Below are 19,523 nucleotides of genomic sequence, written 5' to 3'. Positions count from 1 at the left end.
GCGTTGCCAGTACCTCAGAACACCCAACTGCGAATGTGTTCAACCGGCTCGTTCGCTTGTACGCGTTCAATGTTTCCAGATTGCTGACGCCCGACCCAATGCGCACTGGCTGGATTGAGGTGCGCGGTGTCGACCAGACGCTCCTGAGGTGGCAGAAGAAGTTCCTGCTGCTGGGCAGATGCCCAGCCTGCATACAGCTGCACCGCCAGCAGGGTCACCAGCGTCGCCAGAACCAGAAACAACGCTTGGCGCATTGATTGGGACTGGGCGGACGCTTGAGCTGCTTGAGGACGGTTCATCCGGAAACTCCTTGCACTGGGATGGCGACTGAATACGTGTTCTTGAAACGAGTATTGCAGCCTGCATGCCAACCTCTTATCTCCGATTAAACCCTTTAAAATCAGTTGGTTGTATTAATAGACGTTCAATACTCAATAGCAACCTGCACGATAACGCGCCTGGGCTCGGGCGATTTGCACGATCACAGTATTGGCTTGGACACTTTCAACAGATCGGCATCCACGCCACGGACACCGCGGATGTTGCGTGCCACCTCGACCGCCAGGGTTTTCTGCTCGGAACTGGCGACGTCGCCTTTGAGCGCTACCATGCCCGTGCGCGTCTCGACATCGATGCTCAGCCCGTCCAGATCGCGATTGAGCAACAGGCTCGCCTTGATCTTGCTGGTCACCCAAGTATCGCTCAAGGCTTCTTCGGTCTTCTTGGCCTTGGTCTCGGCCCGCGTCGTCGCCGTATCCGCTGCACCCAGGCTGATCAGGTTGTTCACCTGATAGACGCCATCGGTATTGGTCGCCAGGCTGCTAGCCAGTTGCTTGGCATCGGCAGTCTGCGCCTGGCCCTTGAGCGTCACGACACCGTCGCTGGTGGTGACGACGATATCCAGTGCTTGGGTACTGGTGTTCCACAGCAACTTGGACTTGACGATTGCCGTGAGCGTGGCGTCTTCCAGATGCTGGGCGAATTGCTGACGCTGATTGACGTGCTCAACCAATTCCGGATTGAGGGTCAGGCGGTTATCGACCTTGTCGATACCTTGGGTATTGAGGGCTACCTGCTCGGCAAGCTCGCGGTCGACCTGGTCTTCCACAGCGCCGGTCAACGTAGCGGTGCCCTCACGGACCTGCACGCCGAACTCGAAGCCGTTGAGCTGTCGATTCAAAGCCAGCGCCGTCCAGATGGAGCCCTCCTGGCGTGCTGCCTGCAGCCTGCTCTCGAGGCTGGATGATTCACCATCGTGTTTCTCGAGATTGGCAGGGGTGGCTGCCGAGACCAATGTCGACAGACCTACCAGACCTGCGATGACGCTTGCCAACGTGAGTCGCTTGATACCGCGCATTCCTACTCTCCTCCCATTGAAGACGATCGGTTGATATCGCAAGGCATATGCCAAACTTTTTACTTACTGAAAGCTCAGATATTTCATACAGTTAGAAATGTAATCAGCTAATAGCTACCATGCAGCCTGCCGAATCAATCAGAATCGACCATGCAACCTGCCCGATTTGTCCGGGACTAACCAAGAATTTTCTCTGAGGAGCGTAGGAACATGGAATCTGGCACGGAGCATAAAGGCCGCATTCTGCTGGTGGACGATGAGTCCGCCATCTTGCGTACCTTCCGCTATTGCCTGGAAGACGAAGGCTACAGCGTGGCGACGGCCAACAGCGCGAATCAGGCAGACACCTTGATGCAGCGGCAGGTGTTCGACCTGTGCTTCCTCGACCTGCGCCTGGGCGAGGACAACGGCCTGGATGTACTGGCACAGATGCGTGTGCAGGCACCATGGATGCGTGTGGTGATCGTCACCGCGCACTCGGCGGTGGATACCGCCGTCGATGCAATTCAGGCCGGCGCCGCCGACTATCTGGTCAAGCCCTGCAGCCCCGATCAGTTGCGCCTGGCGACCGCCAAGCAATTGGAAGTACGTCAATTGTCGGCTCGGCTCGAAGCGCTCGAAGGCGAGGTGCGCAAGCCCAAGGACGGCCTTGATTCCCACAGCCCCGCCATGATGGTCGTGCTGGAAACCGCGCGCCAGGTGGCGGTGACCGATGCCAACATCCTCATCCTTGGCGAATCGGGTACCGGCAAGGGCGAGCTGGCACGGGCCATTCATGGCTGGAGCAAGCGCGCCAAGAAGAGCTGCGTAACCATCAACTGCCCGTCGCTGACTGCCGAGCTGATGGAAAGCGAACTCTTCGGCCACAGCCGCGGCGCTTTCACCGGTGCCAGTGAAAGCACTTTGGGTCGCGTCAACCAGGCCGATGGCGGGACTCTGTTTCTCGACGAGATCGGCGATTTTCCCTTGACCTTGCAGCCCAAGTTGCTGCGTTTCATTCAGGACAAGGAATACGAGCGGGTAGGTGACCCCGTGACGCGGCGCGCCGATGTGCGCATCCTGGCGGCGACCAACCTCAACCTCGAGGACATGGTTCGCGAGGGCCGTTTTCGCGAGGATCTGCTGTACCGCCTGAACGTGATCACCCTGCACCTGCCGCCGCTGCGCGAGCGCAGCGAGGATATCCTGACCCTGGCCGATCGTTTCCTGGCGCGCTTCGTCAAGGAGTACGCGCGGCCAGCAAGAGGCTTCAGCGAGGAGGCACGGGCGGCGCTGCTCAACTATCGCTGGCCGGGAAATATCCGCGAGCTGCGCAACGTGATCGAACGGGCGAGCATCATCTGCCCTCAGGAGCGCGTCGAGGTCAGCCATCTGGGCATGGCCGAGCAGCCCGCCAACAATGCACCGCGCATCGGCGCGGCGCTGAGCCTGGACGAACTGGAAAAGGCCCACATCGGTGCCGTCCTGGCCACCAGTGATACCTTGGATCAGGCCGCCAAAACCCTGGGTATCGATGCCTCGACGCTTTATCGCAAACGCAAACAGTACAACCTATGAAACTGGCCATGAAGCTGCACACCCGGCTGTTTCTCAGCATCTCGGCGCTGATTACGGTCGCGTTGCTGGGGCTGGTGTTGGGTCTGGTCAGCGTGATGCAGATGGCAGCTTCGCAGGAAAGCATGCTGCGCAGCCACTTCACCACGCTGGACCTGGGGCTCAAGATGCGCCAGAGCCTGGGCGATCAATTGGTCATGATGCTGGAGCCTGATCCAGACGTCGCGGGCATCGGCCAGTCACAGGAGCAATTCAAGGCGCTGCTCGATGAAGGCATCGCCCATGAGCAAAGCCACAATGCTCACTACGGATTTCTCCAGTCCGCCGAAAACTTCCAGGCCTTTGTCGAGCAATACCAGGCCACGGCCACGCAACACCTGCCGTTGAGCCACAACCCGCCGCTGAGCCAGGCATTCAATACCCTGCGCACGGGCCTGATCGATTCGTACAAGAACACCCTGCAAAGTATCGCCGCACTGGAGCACGAGTCCCACCAACGGGCGATGTGGGTATCGGGTTTGCTCGGCCTGGTGGGCCTGGCGGTGCTGATCGTCGGCTTTTTTACCGCACACGGTATCGCGCGCCGTTTCGGCGGGCCCATCGAGGCCTTGGCCAAGGCGGCGGACGACATCAGCCAAGGCAATTTCGATGTGCAGCTACCCGTTTCACCGGCAGCAGAACTGAATCGGCTGGCCAGCCGCTTCGCCACCATGGCCCACGCGCTGCGTCAGCATCAGGCCACCAATGTCGATGAGCTTCGCGCTGGGCAACAGCGCCTGCAAGCGGTGCTGGACAGCATCGACGACGGCCTGCTGATGATTGATCGACAAGGCCAGCTGGAGCATTTGAACCCGGTTGCGCAGCGTCAGCTGGGCTGGGAAGACCACCGCCTGGGCCTGGGGCTGGGCGAAGCGCTTGGCAGGCCCGATCTGGACGAACAACTGAATTTGATCCTGCGCGGTGGCAGCCTGGAGCGTGCGCTGGACGACCTGAGCTTCGAAGTCGATGGTGAAGCGCGTCTGCTTTCGTACAGCCTGACGCCGGTGACCCATACCCAAGGCAATATCCTCGGCGCGGTCATGGTGCTGCACGATGTAACCGAGCAGCGCGCATTCGCACGCGTACGCAGCGAATTCGTCCTGCGCGCCTCCCACGAGCTGCGCACGCCGGTAACGGGCATGCACATGGCCTTTGGGCTGCTGCAGGAGCGCGTGCATTTCCCAGAGCAGAGTCGCGAGGCCGATCTGCTCATGACGGTCAACGAAGAAATGCAGCGTTTGATGCAACTGATCAACGACCTGCTCAACTTTTCGCGTTACCAGAACGGCCTGCAGAAGCTGGTGCTGGCGCCGTGTGCGCTGGATGACCTGTTGCAGCGCGCCTACGAGCGCTTCGCCAGCCGCGCCCATGAGCTGGGTATCCAGCTGACCATCGAGTTGGCCGAAGGGCTGCCACGCCTGCACGTGGACGCAGGGCAACTGGATCGGGTGCTGGACAACTTGCTGGAAAACGCCCTGCGGCACACAGCGGAAAATGGCCATATCCGCTTGCAGGCACGCCGCCATGCCGAGCGCGTGATCATCAGCGTCGAGGACAACGGCGAAGGCATCGCCTACGGCCAGCAGGGGCGTATTTTCGAGCCTTTCGTACAGGTCGGGCGCAAGAAGGGCGGTGCCGGACTGGGCCTGGCGCTGTGCAAGGAGATCGTGCAGTTGCACGGTGGCCGCATGGGGGTCTACTCAAGACCCGGCCAGGGCACCCAGTTCTATATGACCCTGTCGATCTAGCGCGATGGCCTGGGTGCCTTGCGCCCTCAGGCCTCGTCGCCGGCGCGCCGACCAGCGCGGCGCCGGCCCTTGGTGATCAGTTCCTTGAACTGTCGCGCATTCAGTGCCTGCGCGAACAACCAACCCTGACCGTAGTCGACGCCCTCGCTTTCGAGCAGCAGCGCTTGCGCCTCGTGCTCGATGCCTTCGGCGATCACCCGCAGATCCAGAGCATGAGCCATGCGAATGATATGGGGCGCCACGCCACTGCTTTCGACGTCATCGCCCAGGGCATCGATGAACGCCTTGTCGATCTTGAGGCAGTCCACAGGCAGGCTTTGCAGGTATGCCAGGCTGCAGTAACCGGTGCCGAAATCATCGATCAATACCGTATGGCCCACGTCGCGAAGGGCCTGAAGGTTTTCCCGCGCCACGTCGACGTCGATCAGGGAACGTTCGGTCACCTCGAAGGCGATCTGCTCGGGCGCCACGCGGTAGATGGAGAGCAGCCGGGCCACCACCTCGCCGATGCGCGGCACGGTGACATCGCACGCCGCCAGATTCACTGAAATGTACAAATGCGGGTTGGCTCGCAAGAGGTGGCTGAGCTGCTCGAGCGACTGCTGCAGGACGAAGTCGGTGATCTGGCGGATCTGGCCGCTGTGTTCCGCCAGCGGAATGAACAGCTCCGGGCTGGTGAGCGTACCGTCGGGGCGACGCCAGCGCACCAAGGCCTCGGCACCGACGCAGCGACGGTTGCTCAGGTCGAAGATCGGCTGGTAGAGCACCTGCAGTTCGCCCCGACGCAACGCACCGTGCAGCTCGCCGCCCATCGAGCGGCGCTGGGTGATCAGTTGCAGAACCAGCCAGCCGATGCACAGGGCCACCACCAGGCTGACAGGAAACAGCAGCCACAGCGGGGTATCGAATATGGGCAGTTCCTTGCTGCGCGGAGCGATCAGCACCAACTGGAAGTCCGGGGACTTGGTCGACATGCGGTAGATCAACCGGTCCGACGTGACCTGCAAGGCATCGACCGCATCGGCACGCCAACCCGATACCGGCGGCCATGGCTGCTCTGAACCCAGCACCGGGATCGCCCGGCGCCCCTGGTCGAGCACCACCAACAGGCTGCCACCGGCGGGCAGGTCGACCACGTCGCTCAGATGCCCCCGCGAGGTCGAAACCCGGAACGGCCCGCGGCCAAGCATCAGCGCGGCCCAGTTGTCATTGCGCTGAGTGGTGGTGTTGAGCCAGTAACTGTAGGTAGAACCCTGGATGTCCGGCGGTCGACCCAGGCTGGCGACGTCCTTGCCGCGGCGGTTGGAGCAGCGCTGGGCGCCGTCGATGAACGCGGCTTCGAAGACGAAGCGGTTGTCGAAGCCGATCTTTTCCAGGGCATCCATCATCTGCGGGCCGCAATGGCGCACAGGTTGAGCCTGCAACGCATCGACCCCCTCGCGCAGCTGACCGAACACCTGCTCCAGGCGGATCAGGAAGCGTTCGCCACTGGCATTCATCTGCTGCCGTTCGTTGAGCTGAACCTGGTGCATGATCAGCGCGAAACTGGCCGCGAACAGCAGCAGCGCGCTGGCCAGGGCGGCAAGCGTTGCCAGCGCCCAGGGGCGGTACAGAAGACTGCGGAGCTGCGGGAAAACGGCGGCCATCGAGGATCATCCAGTCGGGGGCATCAATGTATAGCAACCAGATGGCGATTGGCCCGCGCTTTCGAGCATATCGACGTGAAATCGATTGTTACCTGCTGATGAGCGCCTGCAGGATCGCGGCGCTTTGTGCATCGGGCTCGCCGTCGAAGCGTTGCGGACGAAAGTGCATCTGGAAGGCTGCAATTACGTGTCGCGTGGCGACGTCCAGCTCGCCGCTCTGGACCACCTCGTAACCCACTCGGGCCAACTGCTGCTGATACCAGGCGATACTCGGCGGGCTGGCCTGGAAGCGCGCCTGGTAGCGTGCCACGGCCTTCGCGTCGGGCCACATGCCCAGGCCGTGTTCGGCCAGGCGTTGCCAGGGAAACATCGGCCCCGGATCGGTCTTGCGCAGCGGCGCGATGTCGCTGTGGCCGATGATGTTGCGCGGTGCGATGCCGTTGCGCTGGACGATATCCTTGAGCAGGGCGATCACGGCCTGGATCTGCGCTTCGCTGTAGGGGTACCAGACCCGGCCGTTCGGGGTGTCCTTGTAGCCGGGGTTGACGATTTCGATGCCGATGGAGCTGGAGTTGAGCCAGGTGCGGCCGTCCCATTGGCTTTCGCCGGCATGCCAGGCACGGCGGCTCTCGTCCACCAACTGGTAGACGGTGGCCGGCTGGTCGCCGATCAGGTAGTGGCTGCTGACTTCACCATGAGTGAGCAATTGCAGCGAACGCGGCAGATCGGCCGAGGTGTAGTGCAGCACCACGAACTGCACGCGGTTGTCGTGGTTCGCGGACGGGTGGCTGCGATCGATGCTCAAGCCGTTGGAGCAACCGGCCAGTACCAGCAGGGAGAGGGCGACAAGGAGCAACTTCATAGGGAGATCACATGCAGGTTCGGGAACAGGGCATCAGCATAGCGTAGCCGGTTGTCTGGATTCAGCGGGCATGCGTTACGTCGCGTTGCCGAATGTTGCGCGCGCGTCCGTGGCGGGATGGCGCGGGAGCCTCAGGGAGCCGGCTCGATCTGGTTGCGTCCCGCTTCCTTGGCGCGGTAGAGCGCCTGATCCGCGCGCTTGAGCACCTGACTGGCATTCTCACCGGGTTTGAACACCGCTACGCCGGCCGACATCGTCACGCTCACACGCTCGCCCTTGAAATGAAAAGGGCATTGTTCGACGGCCGCACGCAGGCGTTCGAGCAGACGGCTGCCGCCGCCCAGATCGCTGCCCGGCATCAGCAGGGCGAACTCTTCGCCACCGAAGCGGGCGATGAAATCGTCACCGCGCAAGCCTTTGCGCAGCACGTTGGCGATGATCTTCAAGACCTTGTCGCCGGCCTGATGACCAAAGGTGTCGTTGATCGACTTGAAGTGATCGAGGTCAAGTATGGCCAGCAGCAGGCCATTGCCGGTCTGCTGCGAGCGGACATGCTCCAGGACCAGTCGCTCGCTCCAGGCAGCTCGGTTAGGCAGGCCGGTGAGCGGATCGAGCAAGGCCTTGTTGCGCTGCTGCTCGAGCTTGTCGCGGTAGTCGAGGGCTTCGCGCTCCATGCTCGTCACACGCTCGCCGAGGCCTTGCAGGCGCGCGGTGATTTCCTGCTCGCGTGCCTCGCGCTGCAGGCGGTGCTGCTCCATGCTGGCCAGCAAGCCCTCGAGCCGGCTTTCCAGCACCTGCTTGAGGCCGTCGATATCGACAGCGCCACGCATGCTCGTCTGCAACCCGTCGACGTGTTCACGCAGTACGTCGTCCAATGCCAGGGCGGCGCTGCGCGAGTCGGCATGGTCGCCATGGGTCAGCTGCAACTGGCGCTGGAAATTCTCCAGGCGCTGGTTGAGCTGTTGCAGGTAGCGTTCGAACTCCTGCTGACTGCCGTCATTGACGGCCAGCATCAATACGGCGAGCTCATCGAGCACCGGCAGCAGCTCGTACCAGTTCAGCCCGCGCTGGATGCGCGCGTGCATGGCCTGGGCCTGGGCCATGTAGCGCTCGGGCAAGGTCAACTCACTGAGCAGCTCGAGCAGGGTGGTTTCGATATGGCTGGCAACGCTGCTGTACGGCGGCTCAAGGCTGGCCGGCAAGGCATAGAAAGCCTGTTCATCGGTCAGGCCGCTGTCGAGCACCTGCGACTGTTCAGCGGCATTCTCGCTGGGCTGTTCGACCAAGGGCAATGCCACGGGGGCTGCAGCGCCAAGCGCGGGCGCTTCACTGGCAGTGTTGCTCGCTGGCAGGCGCAGGTCGGCCTCTGCCAACGCAACAGCGAGCGGGGCAGGCTGCGGCGCCGGCTCGTCTGCAATGGCCACGGGGGCCGCGTGAGCGTCGGATACTGCAGTGTCGGATTCCGCAGTGACGGGATCAGGCGTCGAGCCGGCCACTGCCGGTGAACCCTGCGCTGCGGGCACAGGTATGGACTGCACAGGGCTGGCGTCGGCCGGATCGGGGCTGCCGAACAAGCGCTGCAGCAGGCCCGCCCGCTGCGCGCGCAAGGGTCGGTCGAGGGTATTGAGCGCCTGCTCCTGCAAACCACTGAGCTCACTGAGCAGCAAGGGCATCTCGCGCGCCTGTCCAGCCCGCTCTTCAAGGCCCTGGGCGAGCTTTTTCAAAGGTTTGCTGACATCGCGGGGCAGCGGCAGCGACTGCAGTTGCGTGACCAGAGCCCCCAGTGCGGTGCCTATCTGCTGCACCCGGGACTGTCGGCGCTTCTCGGACTCCAGCACGGCAATTTCCAGACGCGGAATCAGCGCCGCCAGCCGAGCGTCCATGTCGTCGCCACGCAGCACCTCGCGCATCTCCTTCATGCAGACATCCACCGCCCGGTCGCTGCCTTCGGCCGCCAGGCTGCTGCGCACCAAGCCTCGACGCAGCAGGTCGAGGCGGGCGTTCCAGCGCCGCTCGAGCTTTTCCTGCTGGTCGATGCTTTGCAGGTATTTCTCTTTCCAGCGCTGGCTGTCGTCACTCATGACAAGGATTGCTCGTTGACCTGCAGCTCACACCCACCCGCGATGGGTGCGCTGCGAAAACGTCGTATCGCGGGTGATGCCGCTTACTTGGCGGCACGTTCCTTGGCAATCAGCTGGTCGGCCACGTTCAGGGTCTGCTCGGGACCGCCGGAGGTGCCCAGGTCGAAACGGTACTTGCCGTTGACGATCATGGTCGGCACGCCGGAGATTTCATACTTCTTGGCCAGCTCCTTGGCCTTGGCGATCTGGCCCTTGATGGCGAAAGAGTTGAAGGTCTGCAGGAATTTTTCCTTGTCCACGCCCTGGGTGGCGACGAATTCGGCCATGTCCTCGGGTTTGATCAGCGGCTTGTGTTCCTTCTGGATGGCATTGAACACGGCGTTGTGGACCTTGTGCTCCACACCCATGGCTTCCAGGGTCAGGAACAGCTGGCCATGGGCATCCCACGGGCCGCCGAACATGGCTGGAATACGGACGAAATTGACGTCGGCCGGGAGCTTCTCGACCCAAGGGTTGATGGTCGGCTCGAACGCGTAGCAATGCGGGCAGCCGTACCAGAACATCTCGACGACTTCGATCTTGCCGGGCTCGGCGACGGCTACCGGGCTGTTCAGTTGAACGTAGGTCTTGCCGGCTTCCAGCGGCACATCCGCCGCCTGGGCGGTCACGCCCATGGCACTGGCGACAACGAGGAAGGCGCCGAAAATCAGATTACGCATGCGTGACTCCTGAGCAGTTTCATACAAGGGACGGATCGGTGCCAGCACCGGACCTGCCTGATCGAGGTGGCTAGTGTAACGGCAGTGATGTCAAAAAAGGGTGGACGAGGAGGGCCTTTGCGCTATTTTCATGGCCCAATAGATGTAACCAGGCGTAAGACGGCCGCGAAGGTCTGGCGCCTGGCCTGCACCTGGCCCATGCCCGATCGTTTTCAGCGCAGTGCCTGAATATGAGTGGCCAGGGCTGCAATGTCGTCATCGCTGAGCCTGCCTGCAATGTCGTGCATGATCGCAGCGGCATCGCCCTCTTGGCGAAAAGCGGTCAGCCGCTTGATCAGGTACGGTGCATGCTGACCCCGCAGCTGTGGAAAGCCGGCCAGTGCGGTACCGGCACCCTCGGGAGCGTGGCAGCCGCTGCAGGCAGGTACACCCAGCGCCGGATCGCCACTGCGGTAGAGGTCCTGCCCACGCTGCGCCAAGCCGGCGTCGACTTCCGTGGGGGCGGGCGTCTGCTCGGCGTACCAGGCGGCGATGTCGAGCAGATCCTGGTCGCTCAGCTCAGCCAGCGTACCGGCCATTTCCGGGACCACGCGACGGTTTTCGCGGATGTCCAGCAACTGCTCGTTCAGGTAGCGCTCGCCCTGGCCGGCCAGCTTCGGAAAGATCGGCACCAGGCTGTTGCCGTTCGGGCCGTGGCACGCCGCACACAGTGTCGTCAGTGGCTGCCCTCGGGCGCTGTCGCCCGTCGTGCCGGCAGCACTTGCCGCGCTGCTGGCCAGCAGCGCGCAGAGCAGGCCCATCACACGCATTGCGCTCATCGACTGATCCCCAAGGTGAAGTTCTCGACCTGCCGCACCGTACGGCCGGCCTGGGCGCATTATGCCCGCACGCAGGCCATTGCCGGCAAAATCACCCACATATTGTCCAGCCCTATATACTTCGCTGCATCGTTCTTGCGGCTGCTGCATCGGGCCCTGCCTCTACCGGAAATCACATGCAACTCAAAAACCCCATCCTGGGCCTGTGCCAACAGGCTACCTTTTCGCTCAGCGCCGCCAAGGTCGAGCAGTGCCCCGATGACGAAGGGTTCGAGGTCGCGTTCGCTGGCCGTTCCAATGCCGGCAAGTCCAGCGCCTTGAACACCCTGACCCACGCCAGCCTGGCACGGACCTCGAAAACCCCAGGGCGCACGCAGCTGCTCAACTTCTTCAACCTGGACGAGGAGCGGCGCCTGGTCGACTTGCCCGGCTACGGCTACGCCAAGGTTCCGATCCCGCTCAAGCTGCACTGGCAGCGCCACCTGGAAGCGTATCTGGGCAGTCGTGAAAGCCTCAAGGGGCTGATTCTGATGATGGACATCCGCCATCCGATGACCGACTTCGACCTGTTGATGCTCGACTGGTCGGTGGCCAGCCACATGCCCATGCACATTCTGCTGACCAAGGCCGACAAACTGACCTACGGCGCAGCCAAGAACACCTTGCTCAAGGTCCAGGCCGAGATTCACAAGGGGTGGGGCGACGCGGTCAGCATCCAGCTGTTCTCCGCGCCCAAGCGCCTTGGCCTGGAAGATGCCTACACGGTGCTGGCACGCTGGATGGAGCTGCCGGACAAGAACACGGCAGAGGCCTGAGCCTGCCGTGAAGAAAATTCGGGCAAAAAAAACCCCGGACTTCGTATGGGGAGGGGGAAGTCTGGGGCTCAAGGTCCGAACCGCTGAGGGTCCGGATATCTGCCAACACTTAACACAACATAGGAGCATCGAAAGGCTTCACTAGCCAATCCCAATGTCTGACTGGGAGAGGCCGGGGGAGTTCCTTGGCAGATGCAAACTATTTGCGATAAGTCGTTGGTTTCATGTGGGGTTCAGGTTTTTCATCTGGCGTGGATTCAGCGTGTGCCCCTTCGCGGCCGCTGACCGCTCCTACAGAAAGCATGAGCATCCGTAGGCATGGTCGGCGACCGCGAAGCAGCAACACTGCGTCGAAGCAGTGCGCGGAAGCCCGTAGGAGCGGTCAGCGGCCGCGAAGCAGCAACACCGCGCCGAACCAGTGCGCAAAAGTCCGTAGGAGCGGTCAGCGGCCGCGAAGCAGCAACACCGCGCCGAACCAGTGCGCAAAAGCCCGTAGGAGCGGTCAGCGGCCGCGAAGCAGCAACACCGCGCCGGATCAGCGCGCAAAAGCCCGTGGGAGCGGTCAGCGGCCGCGAAGCCGTCAACCCGGTTTCGAATCAGTGCGCCTCGTCCCAGTTGGAACCCACGCCGACTTCCACCAGCAAGGGCACGTCGAGTTGCGCGGCGCCGCTCATGTACGGGCGGATCTGGGTGCCGATCTGCTCGACCAGGTCCTCGCGCACTTCCAGCACCAATTCATCGTGCACTTGCAGGATGACGCGTGCGTCCAGCCCGCTTTCGGCCAGCCAGTTGTCCACCGCAACCATGGCGCGCTTGATGATATCGGCAGCCGTACCCTGCATCGGCGCGTTGATCGCGGTGCGTTCGGCGCCCCGGCGCAAGGCCGGGTTCTTGGCGTTGATGTCCGGCACGTACAGGCGACGCCCGAACAGGGTTTCGACGAAGCCCTGTTCGGCGGCCTGGGCGCGGGTGCGCTCCATGTACTCGAGCACGCCCGGATACTGGGCAAAATAGCGGTCGATATAGGCCTGCGACTGCTTGCGGTCGACGCCGATCTGCTTGGCCAGGCCGAACGCGCTCATGCCGTAGATCAAGCCAAAGTTGATCGCCTTGGCACTGCGCCGCTGGTCGGTGGTGACCTGCGCCAGGTCTACCCCGAATACTTCCGCAGCCGTGGCCCGGTGCACGTCCAGATCGTTCTGGAAGGCATGCAGCAAGCCTTCGTCCTTGGCCAGGTGGGCCATGATGCGCAGCTCGATCTGCGAGTAGTCGGCCGCCAGCAGGCGATACCCGGGCGCCGCGATGAAAGCCTGACGGATGCGCCGACCCTCGGCGGTGCGGATGGGGATGTTCTGCAGGTTCGGGTCACTGGACGACAGGCGTCCAGTGGCGGCGACCGCTTGATGGTAGGACGTGTGGATGCGCCCGGTGCGCGGGTTGATCTGCTCGGGCAGGCGGTCGGTGTAGGTGCTCTTGAGCTTGCTCATGGAGCGGTACTGCATGAGCACCTTGGGCAACGGATAGTCCTGCTCGGCCAGTTCGGCGAGCACCGCTTCGGCCGTGGAGGCTTGGCCCTTGGCTGTCTTGGAGATGATCGGCAAGCCGAGTTTCTCGTAGAGAATCACCCCCAATTGCTTGGGTGATCCCAGGTTGAATTCCTCGCCAGCGATCTCGAACGCTTCGCGCTCCAGGGCAACCATCTTTTCACCCAGTTCCACGCTCTGGATACCCAGCAGCTTGGCATCGACCAGCGCGCCCTGGCGCTCGATCCGTGCCAGCACCGGCACCAGCGGCATTTCGATGTCCTGCAGCACGGGCAGCAAGCTGGGCACTGCATCCAGCTTGGCCTGGAACAGTTGATGCAGGCGCAGGGTGATGTCGGCGTCTTCGGCGGCGTAGGGGCCGGCCTGCTCCAGCGCGATCTGGTCGAAGGTCAGCTGCTTGGCGCCCTTGCCGGCGATGTCGGCGAACTTGATCGTGGTGTGGTTCAGGTACTTGAAGGCGAGGCTGTCCATGTCGTGCCGAGTGGCGGTGGAGTCGAGCACGTAGGATTCGAGCATGGTGTCGAAGGCCACGCCCTGCACGTCTATGCCGTTGTCCTGGACGCCACCGATGGCACAGTTGGCGAGGATATTGATGTCGTACTTGGCGTGCTGGCCGACCTTGAGCTTGCGCGGATCCTCGAGCAGCGGCTTGAGCGCCAGCAGCACGGTATCGCGGTCGAGCTGTTCGGGCACGCCCATGTAGGAGTGCGTGAGCGGAATGTAGGCGGCTTCGTGGGGTTCGACCGCGAAGGAGATGCCTACCAGCTGCGCGCGCTGGGCATCCAGGCCGGTGGTCTCGGTGTCGAAGGCGAACAGGCTGGCCTGTTCGAGCTTCTGCAGCCAGACATCGAAGCGAGCCTGGTCGAGAATCGTTTCGTAGCGTACTTCGATGGCCGCGACCGGCTCCTGCGCCGGCGCCAGTTCTTCGCCGGCGCGCCGGGCTTCACGCTCGACGTCTTCGATCCAGCTGCGGAACTCCAGCTCGCTGTAGATGGCAAGCAGTGCATCGCGATCCGGCTCGCTGCACATCAGTTGGTCGACTTCCACGTCCAGCGGTACGTCGATCTTGATGGTGGCCAGTTCATACGAGAGGAAAGCCATTGCCCGGTGCTCTTCCAGCTTGGCGGGCAGCGCCTTGGCGCCGCGAATGGCCAGGGCCGGGACCTTGTCGAGGTTCTCGTAGAGTTCCTTGAGGCCGCCGCCGATGCCGGTCAGCAGGCCCTGAGCGGTTTTTTCGCCCACGCCCGGCACGCCGGGGATGTTGTCGACCTTGTCACCCATCAGGGCCAGGAAGTCGATGATGTGCTCGGGACCGACGCCGAACTTCTCCTTGACGCCGGCGATGTCCAGCACGCTGCCGGTCATGGTGTTGACCAGGGTGATGTGGCCGTCGACCAGTTGCGCCATGTCCTTGTCACCCGTGGAAATGACCACCGGGCGATCGGCTGCCGCGCTGCTGCGGGCCAGGGTGCCGATGACGTCGTCAGCCTCGACGTTATCCACGCACAGCAATGGATAGCCCAGGGCCCGGACGCAGGCGTGCAGTGGCTCGACCTGTACCCGCAGGTCGTCGGGCATGCTCGGGCGGTTGGCCTTGTAGTCGCCGTACAGGGCATCGCGGAACGTCCCGCCCTTGGCGTCGAAGACCACCGCGAACGGGCTGTCCGGATACTGCCGACGCAGACTCTTGAGCATGTTCAGCACGCCCTTCACCGCACCCGTGGGCATGCCCTTGGAGGTGGCCAGCGGCGGCAGTGCGTGGAACGCCCGGTACAGATAGGAAGAGCCGTCCACCAGGACGAGAGGAGCTTTGCTCATGAGCAGAATCAACCTTTTCGGCGAGCCCGGCGTTAGAATGCCCGGAGCTGTGACAACGAGAACTGTGACAACAAAGGGACAAGGTTATCATGCGTAACGTAAAACACCTGTTGCTCGCGGCTCTGCTGCTGACCAGCCCGCTGATGACCCTGGCTGCGGACGACGCGCCTTCGGCCGATCCGGACGTGACCATTCGCCAGGACGGCGACAAGACCATCCAGGAGTATCGCCAGAACGGCTTCCTGTATGCGATCAAGATCACCCCGAAGCACGGCAAGCCGTATTTCCTGGTGCGTGCCGATGGCACCGATGACAATTTCATCCGCTCCGACCAGCCGGACATGCTGATCCCGGCCTGGAAAATCTTCGAGTGGTGAGGCTGTAACCTTCAATTCAACCGGGCGCCGCCCCTTGCGGCGCCAGTATGGGCAAATCTACGACATGTCTGTGTTTACACCCTTGACCCGCGCCGAGCTCGAAACCTTTCTGGCCCCCTATGGCCTTGGCCGTCTGCGGGACTTCCAGGGAATTGCCGCCGGTACCGAGAACAGCAACTTCTTCATCAGCCTGGAGCAGGGTGAATACGTGCTGACGCTGGTCGAGCGCGGGCCGACCCAGGATTTGCCGTTCTTCATCGAACTGCTCGATGTACTGCACGACGCTCGGCTGTCGGTGCCCTATGCCTTGCGCACCACCGAGGGCGTGGCGCTGCGCACGCTTGCAGGCAAGCCGGCCCTGCTGCAGCCGCGCCTGGACGGTCGCCATGTGCAGGCGCCGAACAACCAGCACTGTGTGCAGGTGGGCGAGTTGCTGGGGCACATTCACACCGCCACCCTCGACGCACCGTTGGTACGCCGCACCGACCGTGGCCTGGACTGGATGCTGGAAGAGGGCGAGAAGCTGGTCGCCGACCTGGATACTGCAGCCGCGGCGTTGCTGCGTCCGGCCCTGGCCGAGATCCAGGCGCATCACGCACAGATTCTGGCACTGCCACAGGCCAACCTGCACGGCGACCTGTTCCGTGACAACGTGATGTTCGAGGGCACCCACCTGACGGGTGTGATCGACTTCTACAACGCCTGCTCCGGGCCGATGCTGTATGACCTGGCGATTACCGTGAACGACTGGTGCTCGGATGAGCACGGTACCCTCGATGCGCCACGCGCGCGGGCATTGCTGGGTGCCTATGCAGCCCTGCGGCCATTCACTGCGGCAGAGGCACAGCTGTGGCCACTGATGTTGCGTGTGGCGTGCGTGCGGTTCTGGCTGTCGCGCCTGATCGCGGCGCAGTCGTTTGCCGGGATGGATGTGTTGATCCATGATCCCAAGGAGTTTCAGGACCGGTTGGCGCTGCGGCAGAAAGTTGGGGTGCCGTTGCCTTTTGCTTTTTAGAGCTTGAGACCGTGGGGCGGCCTTCGCGGGCAGAGCCCGCTCCCACAGGAACCTGCGTCTAGCCTGAACCTTCTCTCACAGGGCAGGGGTTCAGGCATGTGGGAGGAGCTTCAGAGCTTTTCCAGGCAGCCGGCGAGGTTGTCGGCCAGATTGCCCAGCAGGGTTTCGTAGCCGGTTGCGGTGGCTTCTTCGAAGCCGCCCAGAGCGTCCAGCTCGGCCAGGGTCACCGGCAGCCCGGCAGTCAGGGTCTGCGCCAGCTTGGGGCGCATCGGCGGCTCGCTGAACACGCACGTCTTGCCCACTTCCTGCAGGCGCTGACGCATCGCGGCAACATGCTGTGCGCCGGGTTGTACTTCGGCGGCCACGGCGAATACACCCGCATGCTTGAGGCCGTAGGCCTCCTCGAAATAATCGAACGCCTCGTGGAAGACGAAGTAGGGCTTGCCCTGAATGCCAGCCACCCGAGCGGCCAGACGTGTGTCCAGGGCCTGCAGGCGCTGCGTGAAGGCGGTCAGGTTGGCCTGGTAGCGCGGCGCATTGGCAGGGTCGGCAGCGGACAGGTCGGCGGCCATGCGCGTGGCGATCACCCGAGCATTGACCGTCGAGAGCCACAGGTGGGCGTCCAGGGTGCCCGGGCGGTGGTCGTGATCGTGGTCCGATGCTTCCTCGTCATGGCCGTGGCTGTCTTCGGCAAAATGCCGCAGGTGCATGCCCGGCAGCGTCTGGATCGAGACCGTCGGCTTCTGCCGAGCCTGCAGCACGCGCGGCAGAAAACCTTCCATGTCCGGGCCGATCCAGTACAGCAGATCGGCGTCGGCCACTCGCCGCACGTCCGATGGCCGCAGCGCGTAATGGTGCGGCGAGGCACCGGGCGGCAGCAGCACTTCGGGCTGGCCGACACCGTCCTGCACGGCAGCCGCGATCAGCTGCACCGGCTTGATGCTGGTCAATACCCGCACTTGCGCCTGTGCCGGCAGGGCAGTCAGGCACGCGGCGAGCAAACCGATGGAAAGAGCAAAAATACGGACCACAATGAACACTCTCGGGGGCAAGAACAGGTAACATAATAACGTCTCTATCAGAATTCGTCGCCGCTCATGTCCAAAACACCGCTGGCCAGCCGTCCCCACGACCACTCACATTGCGTGCACCACGCGCTGAGCGAAGCCGATGCCTTGTGCCTGAAACAGGGCCTGCGCCTGACCGCCTTGCGTCGTCGCGTGCTGGAACTGGTCTGGCAAAGCCACAAGCCACTGGGTGCCTACGATATCCTCGCCGTGCTCAGCGAACAGGACGGCCGCCGCGCGGCGCCCCCCACGGTCTACCGCGCCCTGGATTTTCTGCTCGACAACAACCTGGTGCACCGCATTGCCTCGCTCAACGCCTTCATTGGCTGCAACCATCCCGAGCATGCGCATCAGGGCCAGTTCCTGATCTGCCGCGCCTGCCACGTGGCCGTGGAGCTGGAGCACAAGACCATCAGCGACGCCATCGTCGAAAGCGCCCTGGGTGTCGGCTTCGTCGTCGAGGGGCAAACCGTGGAAGTGGTCGGCCTGTGCGCGGCCTGTCAGGGGGCGTGATGAGCGAAGCCTTGATCCGCCTGGACCAGGTCACGGTGGCATTTGCCGGCCAGCGCGTGCTCGATGACATCCACTTGTGCGTGCAGCCCGGCGAAATCGTGACGTTGATCGGCCCCAATGGCGCCGGCAAGACCACCCTGGTGCGTGCCGTGCTCGGGTTGCTCAAGCCCGATTCGGGCAGCGTCTGGCGCAAGCCGCGACTGCGCATCGGCTACATGCCGCAGAAGCTGCACGTGGATCCGACCCTGCCGCTGTCGGTCCTGCGCTTTTTGCGCCTGGTGCCGGGGGTGGACCGTGCCCGCGCTCTGGCGGCGCTGGAAGAAGTAGGCGCCGCGCAGACCATCGACAGCCCGATCCAGACGGTGTCCGGCGGTGAGATGCAGCGGGTGCTGCTGGCCCGGGCACTGTTGCGCGAGCCGGAACTGCTGGTGCTCGACGAGCCGGTGCAAGGCGTCGACGTGGCCGGCCAGGCCGAACTGTATGCCCTGATCACGCGCCTGCGCGAACGCCACGGCTGCGGTGTGCTGATGGTTTCCCACGACTTGCACCTGGTCATGAGCACCACCGACCAGGTGGTCTGCCTGAACCGGCATGTCTGTTGCTCCGGGCACCCTGCGCAGGTCAGCGGTGATCCGGCGTTCGTCGAGCTGTTCGGCAGCCACGCTCCCAGCCTGGCCATCTATCACCACCATCACGACCATGCCCATGACCTGCACGGCAGCGTGGTCAGTGACACTCATGTACACGGAGACAGCTGCAAGCATGGCTGATTTTTTACTGTATGCCTTGCTGGCGGGGCTTTCCCTGGCAGTGGTAGCGGGACCGCTGGGCTCGTTCGTGGTGTGGCGGCGCATGGCCTATTTCGGCGACACCTTGTCCCACGCGGCCTTGCTGGGCGTGGCCCTGGGCTTTGTGCTCGACATCAGCCCGGCACTGGCGGTCACGGTAGGCTGCCTGCTGCTGGCGATACTGCTGGTGACCCTGCAGCAACGCCAGCCGCTGGCCTCGGACACGCTGTTGGGGATACTCGCGCCCAGCACACTGTCGCTGGGTCTGGTGGTGCTGAGCTTCATGCACGACGTGCGCATCGACCTGATGGGTTATCTGTTTGGTGACCTGCTGGCGATCAGTCCGACCGATCTGTATTGGATCATCGGTGGCAGCGTGGCCGTGCTCGCGCTGTTGATCGCCCTGTGGCGGCCGTTGCTGGCAATCACCGTTCACGAAGAGCTGGCACGGATCGAAGGACTGCCCGTGGCGGGCCTGCGCATGGCCTTGATGCTGCTGATTGCGGTGGTGATCGCGGTGGCAATGAAGATCGTCGGGGTGTTGCTGATCACCTCATTGCTGATCATCCCGGCGGCAGCCGCACAGCGGCATGCGCGCTCGCCCGAGCAGATGGCGCTGGGTGCCAGTGTGCTGGGGGTGATCGCGGTATGTGCCGGGTTGGCCTTGTCGTGGTTCAAGGACACGCCGGCCGGGCCTTCGATCGTGGTCAGTGCGGCGGTGTTGTTTTTGCTGAGTTTTGCGTTGCCCAAGCGGTAGTGGAG

General features: G+C 63.2%; 17 protein-coding genes. 8 read left to right on the top strand and 9 right to left on the bottom strand.

Annotation, left to right across the window (positions count from 1 at the left end; all coding sequences use genetic code 11):
• Positions 1–14: 14 nt before the first annotated feature.
• A complete protein-coding gene (locus tag IFT75_RS13960; protein WP_185794579.1) occupies positions 15–299 on the bottom strand; it encodes a hypothetical protein in 285 nt (94 codons plus the stop codon).
• A 182-nt stretch (positions 300–481) separates the two neighbouring features.
• Entirely contained in the window at positions 482–1,357 is an 876-nt protein-coding gene (locus IFT75_RS13955) for a BON domain-containing protein (protein WP_192055230.1), read from the bottom strand.
• A 210-nt stretch (positions 1,358–1,567) separates the two neighbouring features.
• Here IFT75_RS13955 and algB point away from each other — a divergent pair, with 210 nt between their 5' ends.
• Both algB and IFT75_RS13945 read left to right on the top strand, forming a co-directional pair.
• Positions 1,568–2,914: a sigma-54-dependent response regulator transcription factor AlgB gene (gene algB / locus IFT75_RS13950; RefSeq protein ID WP_049860524.1), complete on the top strand. Its 1,347-nt coding sequence runs from the start codon at positions 1,568–1,570 to the stop codon at positions 2,912–2,914.
• The gene (locus IFT75_RS13945; protein ID WP_185794581.1) at positions 2,911–4,698 is read left to right on the top strand and encodes a KinB sensor domain-containing domain; all 1,788 of its coding nucleotides are present in this window, start codon (positions 2,911–2,913) and stop codon (positions 4,696–4,698) included. The genes algB and IFT75_RS13945 overlap by 4 nt, the downstream gene beginning before the upstream one ends.
• Positions 4,699–4,724: 26 nt before the next feature.
• Here IFT75_RS13945 and IFT75_RS13940 read toward each other — a convergent pair whose 3' ends face one another.
• From IFT75_RS13940 to IFT75_RS13920, 5 genes are all read right to left on the bottom strand, one after another.
• Positions 4,725–6,344, bottom strand: coding sequence for an EAL domain-containing protein (locus tag IFT75_RS13940; protein WP_122480103.1), 1,620 nt, complete (start codon positions 6,342–6,344; stop codon positions 4,725–4,727).
• A gap of 88 nt (positions 6,345–6,432) precedes the next feature.
• On the bottom strand, positions 6,433–7,206 hold the full coding sequence (locus IFT75_RS13935; protein WP_122480102.1) for an N-acetylmuramoyl-L-alanine amidase: 774 nt from the start codon (positions 7,204–7,206) through the stop codon (positions 6,433–6,435).
• A 131-nt stretch (positions 7,207–7,337) separates the two neighbouring features.
• Positions 7,338–9,287, bottom strand: coding sequence for a GGDEF domain-containing protein (locus IFT75_RS13930; protein ID WP_192055229.1), 1,950 nt, complete (start codon positions 9,285–9,287; stop codon positions 7,338–7,340).
• An 83-nt stretch (positions 9,288–9,370) separates the two neighbouring features.
• Complete coding sequence (locus IFT75_RS13925; RefSeq protein ID WP_192055227.1) at positions 9,371–10,006, bottom strand: thiol:disulfide interchange protein DsbA/DsbL; 636 nt, start codon at positions 10,004–10,006, stop codon at positions 9,371–9,373.
• Between the two features lie 212 nt (positions 10,007–10,218).
• On the bottom strand, positions 10,219–10,824 hold the full coding sequence (locus tag IFT75_RS13920) for a c-type cytochrome (protein ID WP_192055225.1): 606 nt from the start codon (positions 10,822–10,824) through the stop codon (positions 10,219–10,221).
• 176 nt (positions 10,825–11,000) lie between these two features.
• Here IFT75_RS13920 and yihA point away from each other — a divergent pair, with 176 nt between their 5' ends.
• Entirely contained in the window at positions 11,001–11,639 is a 639-nt protein-coding gene (gene yihA, locus IFT75_RS13915; RefSeq protein ID WP_122480098.1) for a ribosome biogenesis GTP-binding protein YihA/YsxC, read from the top strand.
• 596 nt (positions 11,640–12,235) lie between these two features.
• Here the strand turns inward: yihA and polA are convergent.
• On the bottom strand, positions 12,236–15,001 hold the full coding sequence (gene polA / locus IFT75_RS13910) for a DNA polymerase I (RefSeq protein ID WP_122480097.1): 2,766 nt from the start codon (positions 14,999–15,001) through the stop codon (positions 12,236–12,238).
• Between the two features lie 89 nt (positions 15,002–15,090).
• On the opposite strand from polA, the gene IFT75_RS13905 reads away from it, so the two are divergent.
• Both IFT75_RS13905 and IFT75_RS13900 read left to right on the top strand, forming a co-directional pair.
• Positions 15,091–15,378, top strand: coding sequence for a DUF2782 domain-containing protein (locus tag IFT75_RS13905; protein ID WP_122480096.1), 288 nt, complete (start codon positions 15,091–15,093; stop codon positions 15,376–15,378).
• Between the two features lie 64 nt (positions 15,379–15,442).
• Positions 15,443–16,393: a homoserine kinase gene (locus IFT75_RS13900; protein WP_185794585.1), complete on the top strand. Its 951-nt coding sequence runs from the start codon at positions 15,443–15,445 to the stop codon at positions 16,391–16,393.
• Positions 16,394–16,503: 110 nt separating this feature from the next.
• On the opposite strand, the gene IFT75_RS13895 is transcribed toward IFT75_RS13900, so the two are convergent.
• Positions 16,504–17,433 carry a zinc ABC transporter substrate-binding protein gene (locus tag IFT75_RS13895; RefSeq protein ID WP_446731070.1) on the bottom strand — a complete coding sequence of 310 codons (930 nt, stop codon included), beginning with the start codon at positions 17,431–17,433 and terminating at the stop codon, positions 16,504–16,506.
• Between the two features lie 57 nt (positions 17,434–17,490).
• Between IFT75_RS13895 and IFT75_RS13890 the strand changes: the two genes are divergently transcribed.
• The 3 genes from IFT75_RS13890 to znuB are packed head-to-tail and all read left to right on the top strand — an operon-like array spanning position 17,491 to position 19,518.
• The gene (locus tag IFT75_RS13890; RefSeq protein WP_122480095.1) at positions 17,491–17,973 is read left to right on the top strand and encodes a Fur family transcriptional regulator; all 483 of its coding nucleotides are present in this window, start codon (positions 17,491–17,493) and stop codon (positions 17,971–17,973) included.
• On the top strand, positions 17,973–18,743 hold the full coding sequence (gene znuC, locus IFT75_RS13885) for a zinc ABC transporter ATP-binding protein ZnuC (RefSeq protein WP_122480094.1): 771 nt from the start codon (positions 17,973–17,975) through the stop codon (positions 18,741–18,743). The genes IFT75_RS13890 and znuC overlap by 1 nt, the downstream gene beginning before the upstream one ends.
• On the top strand, positions 18,736–19,518 hold the full coding sequence (gene znuB, locus IFT75_RS13880; RefSeq protein WP_192050354.1) for a zinc ABC transporter permease subunit ZnuB: 783 nt from the start codon (positions 18,736–18,738) through the stop codon (positions 19,516–19,518). Before znuC ends, znuB begins: the two co-directional genes overlap by 8 nt.
• Positions 19,519–19,523: the final 5 nt, after the last annotated feature.

Source organism: Pseudomonas sp. CFBP 8758, assembly GCF_014841725.1.
GTDB lineage: Bacteria > Pseudomonadota > Gammaproteobacteria > Pseudomonadales > Pseudomonadaceae > Aquipseudomonas > Aquipseudomonas baltica.
Note: the sequence above shows the minus strand (reverse complement) of the source record. Positions and strands in the feature narration are given on the sequence as shown.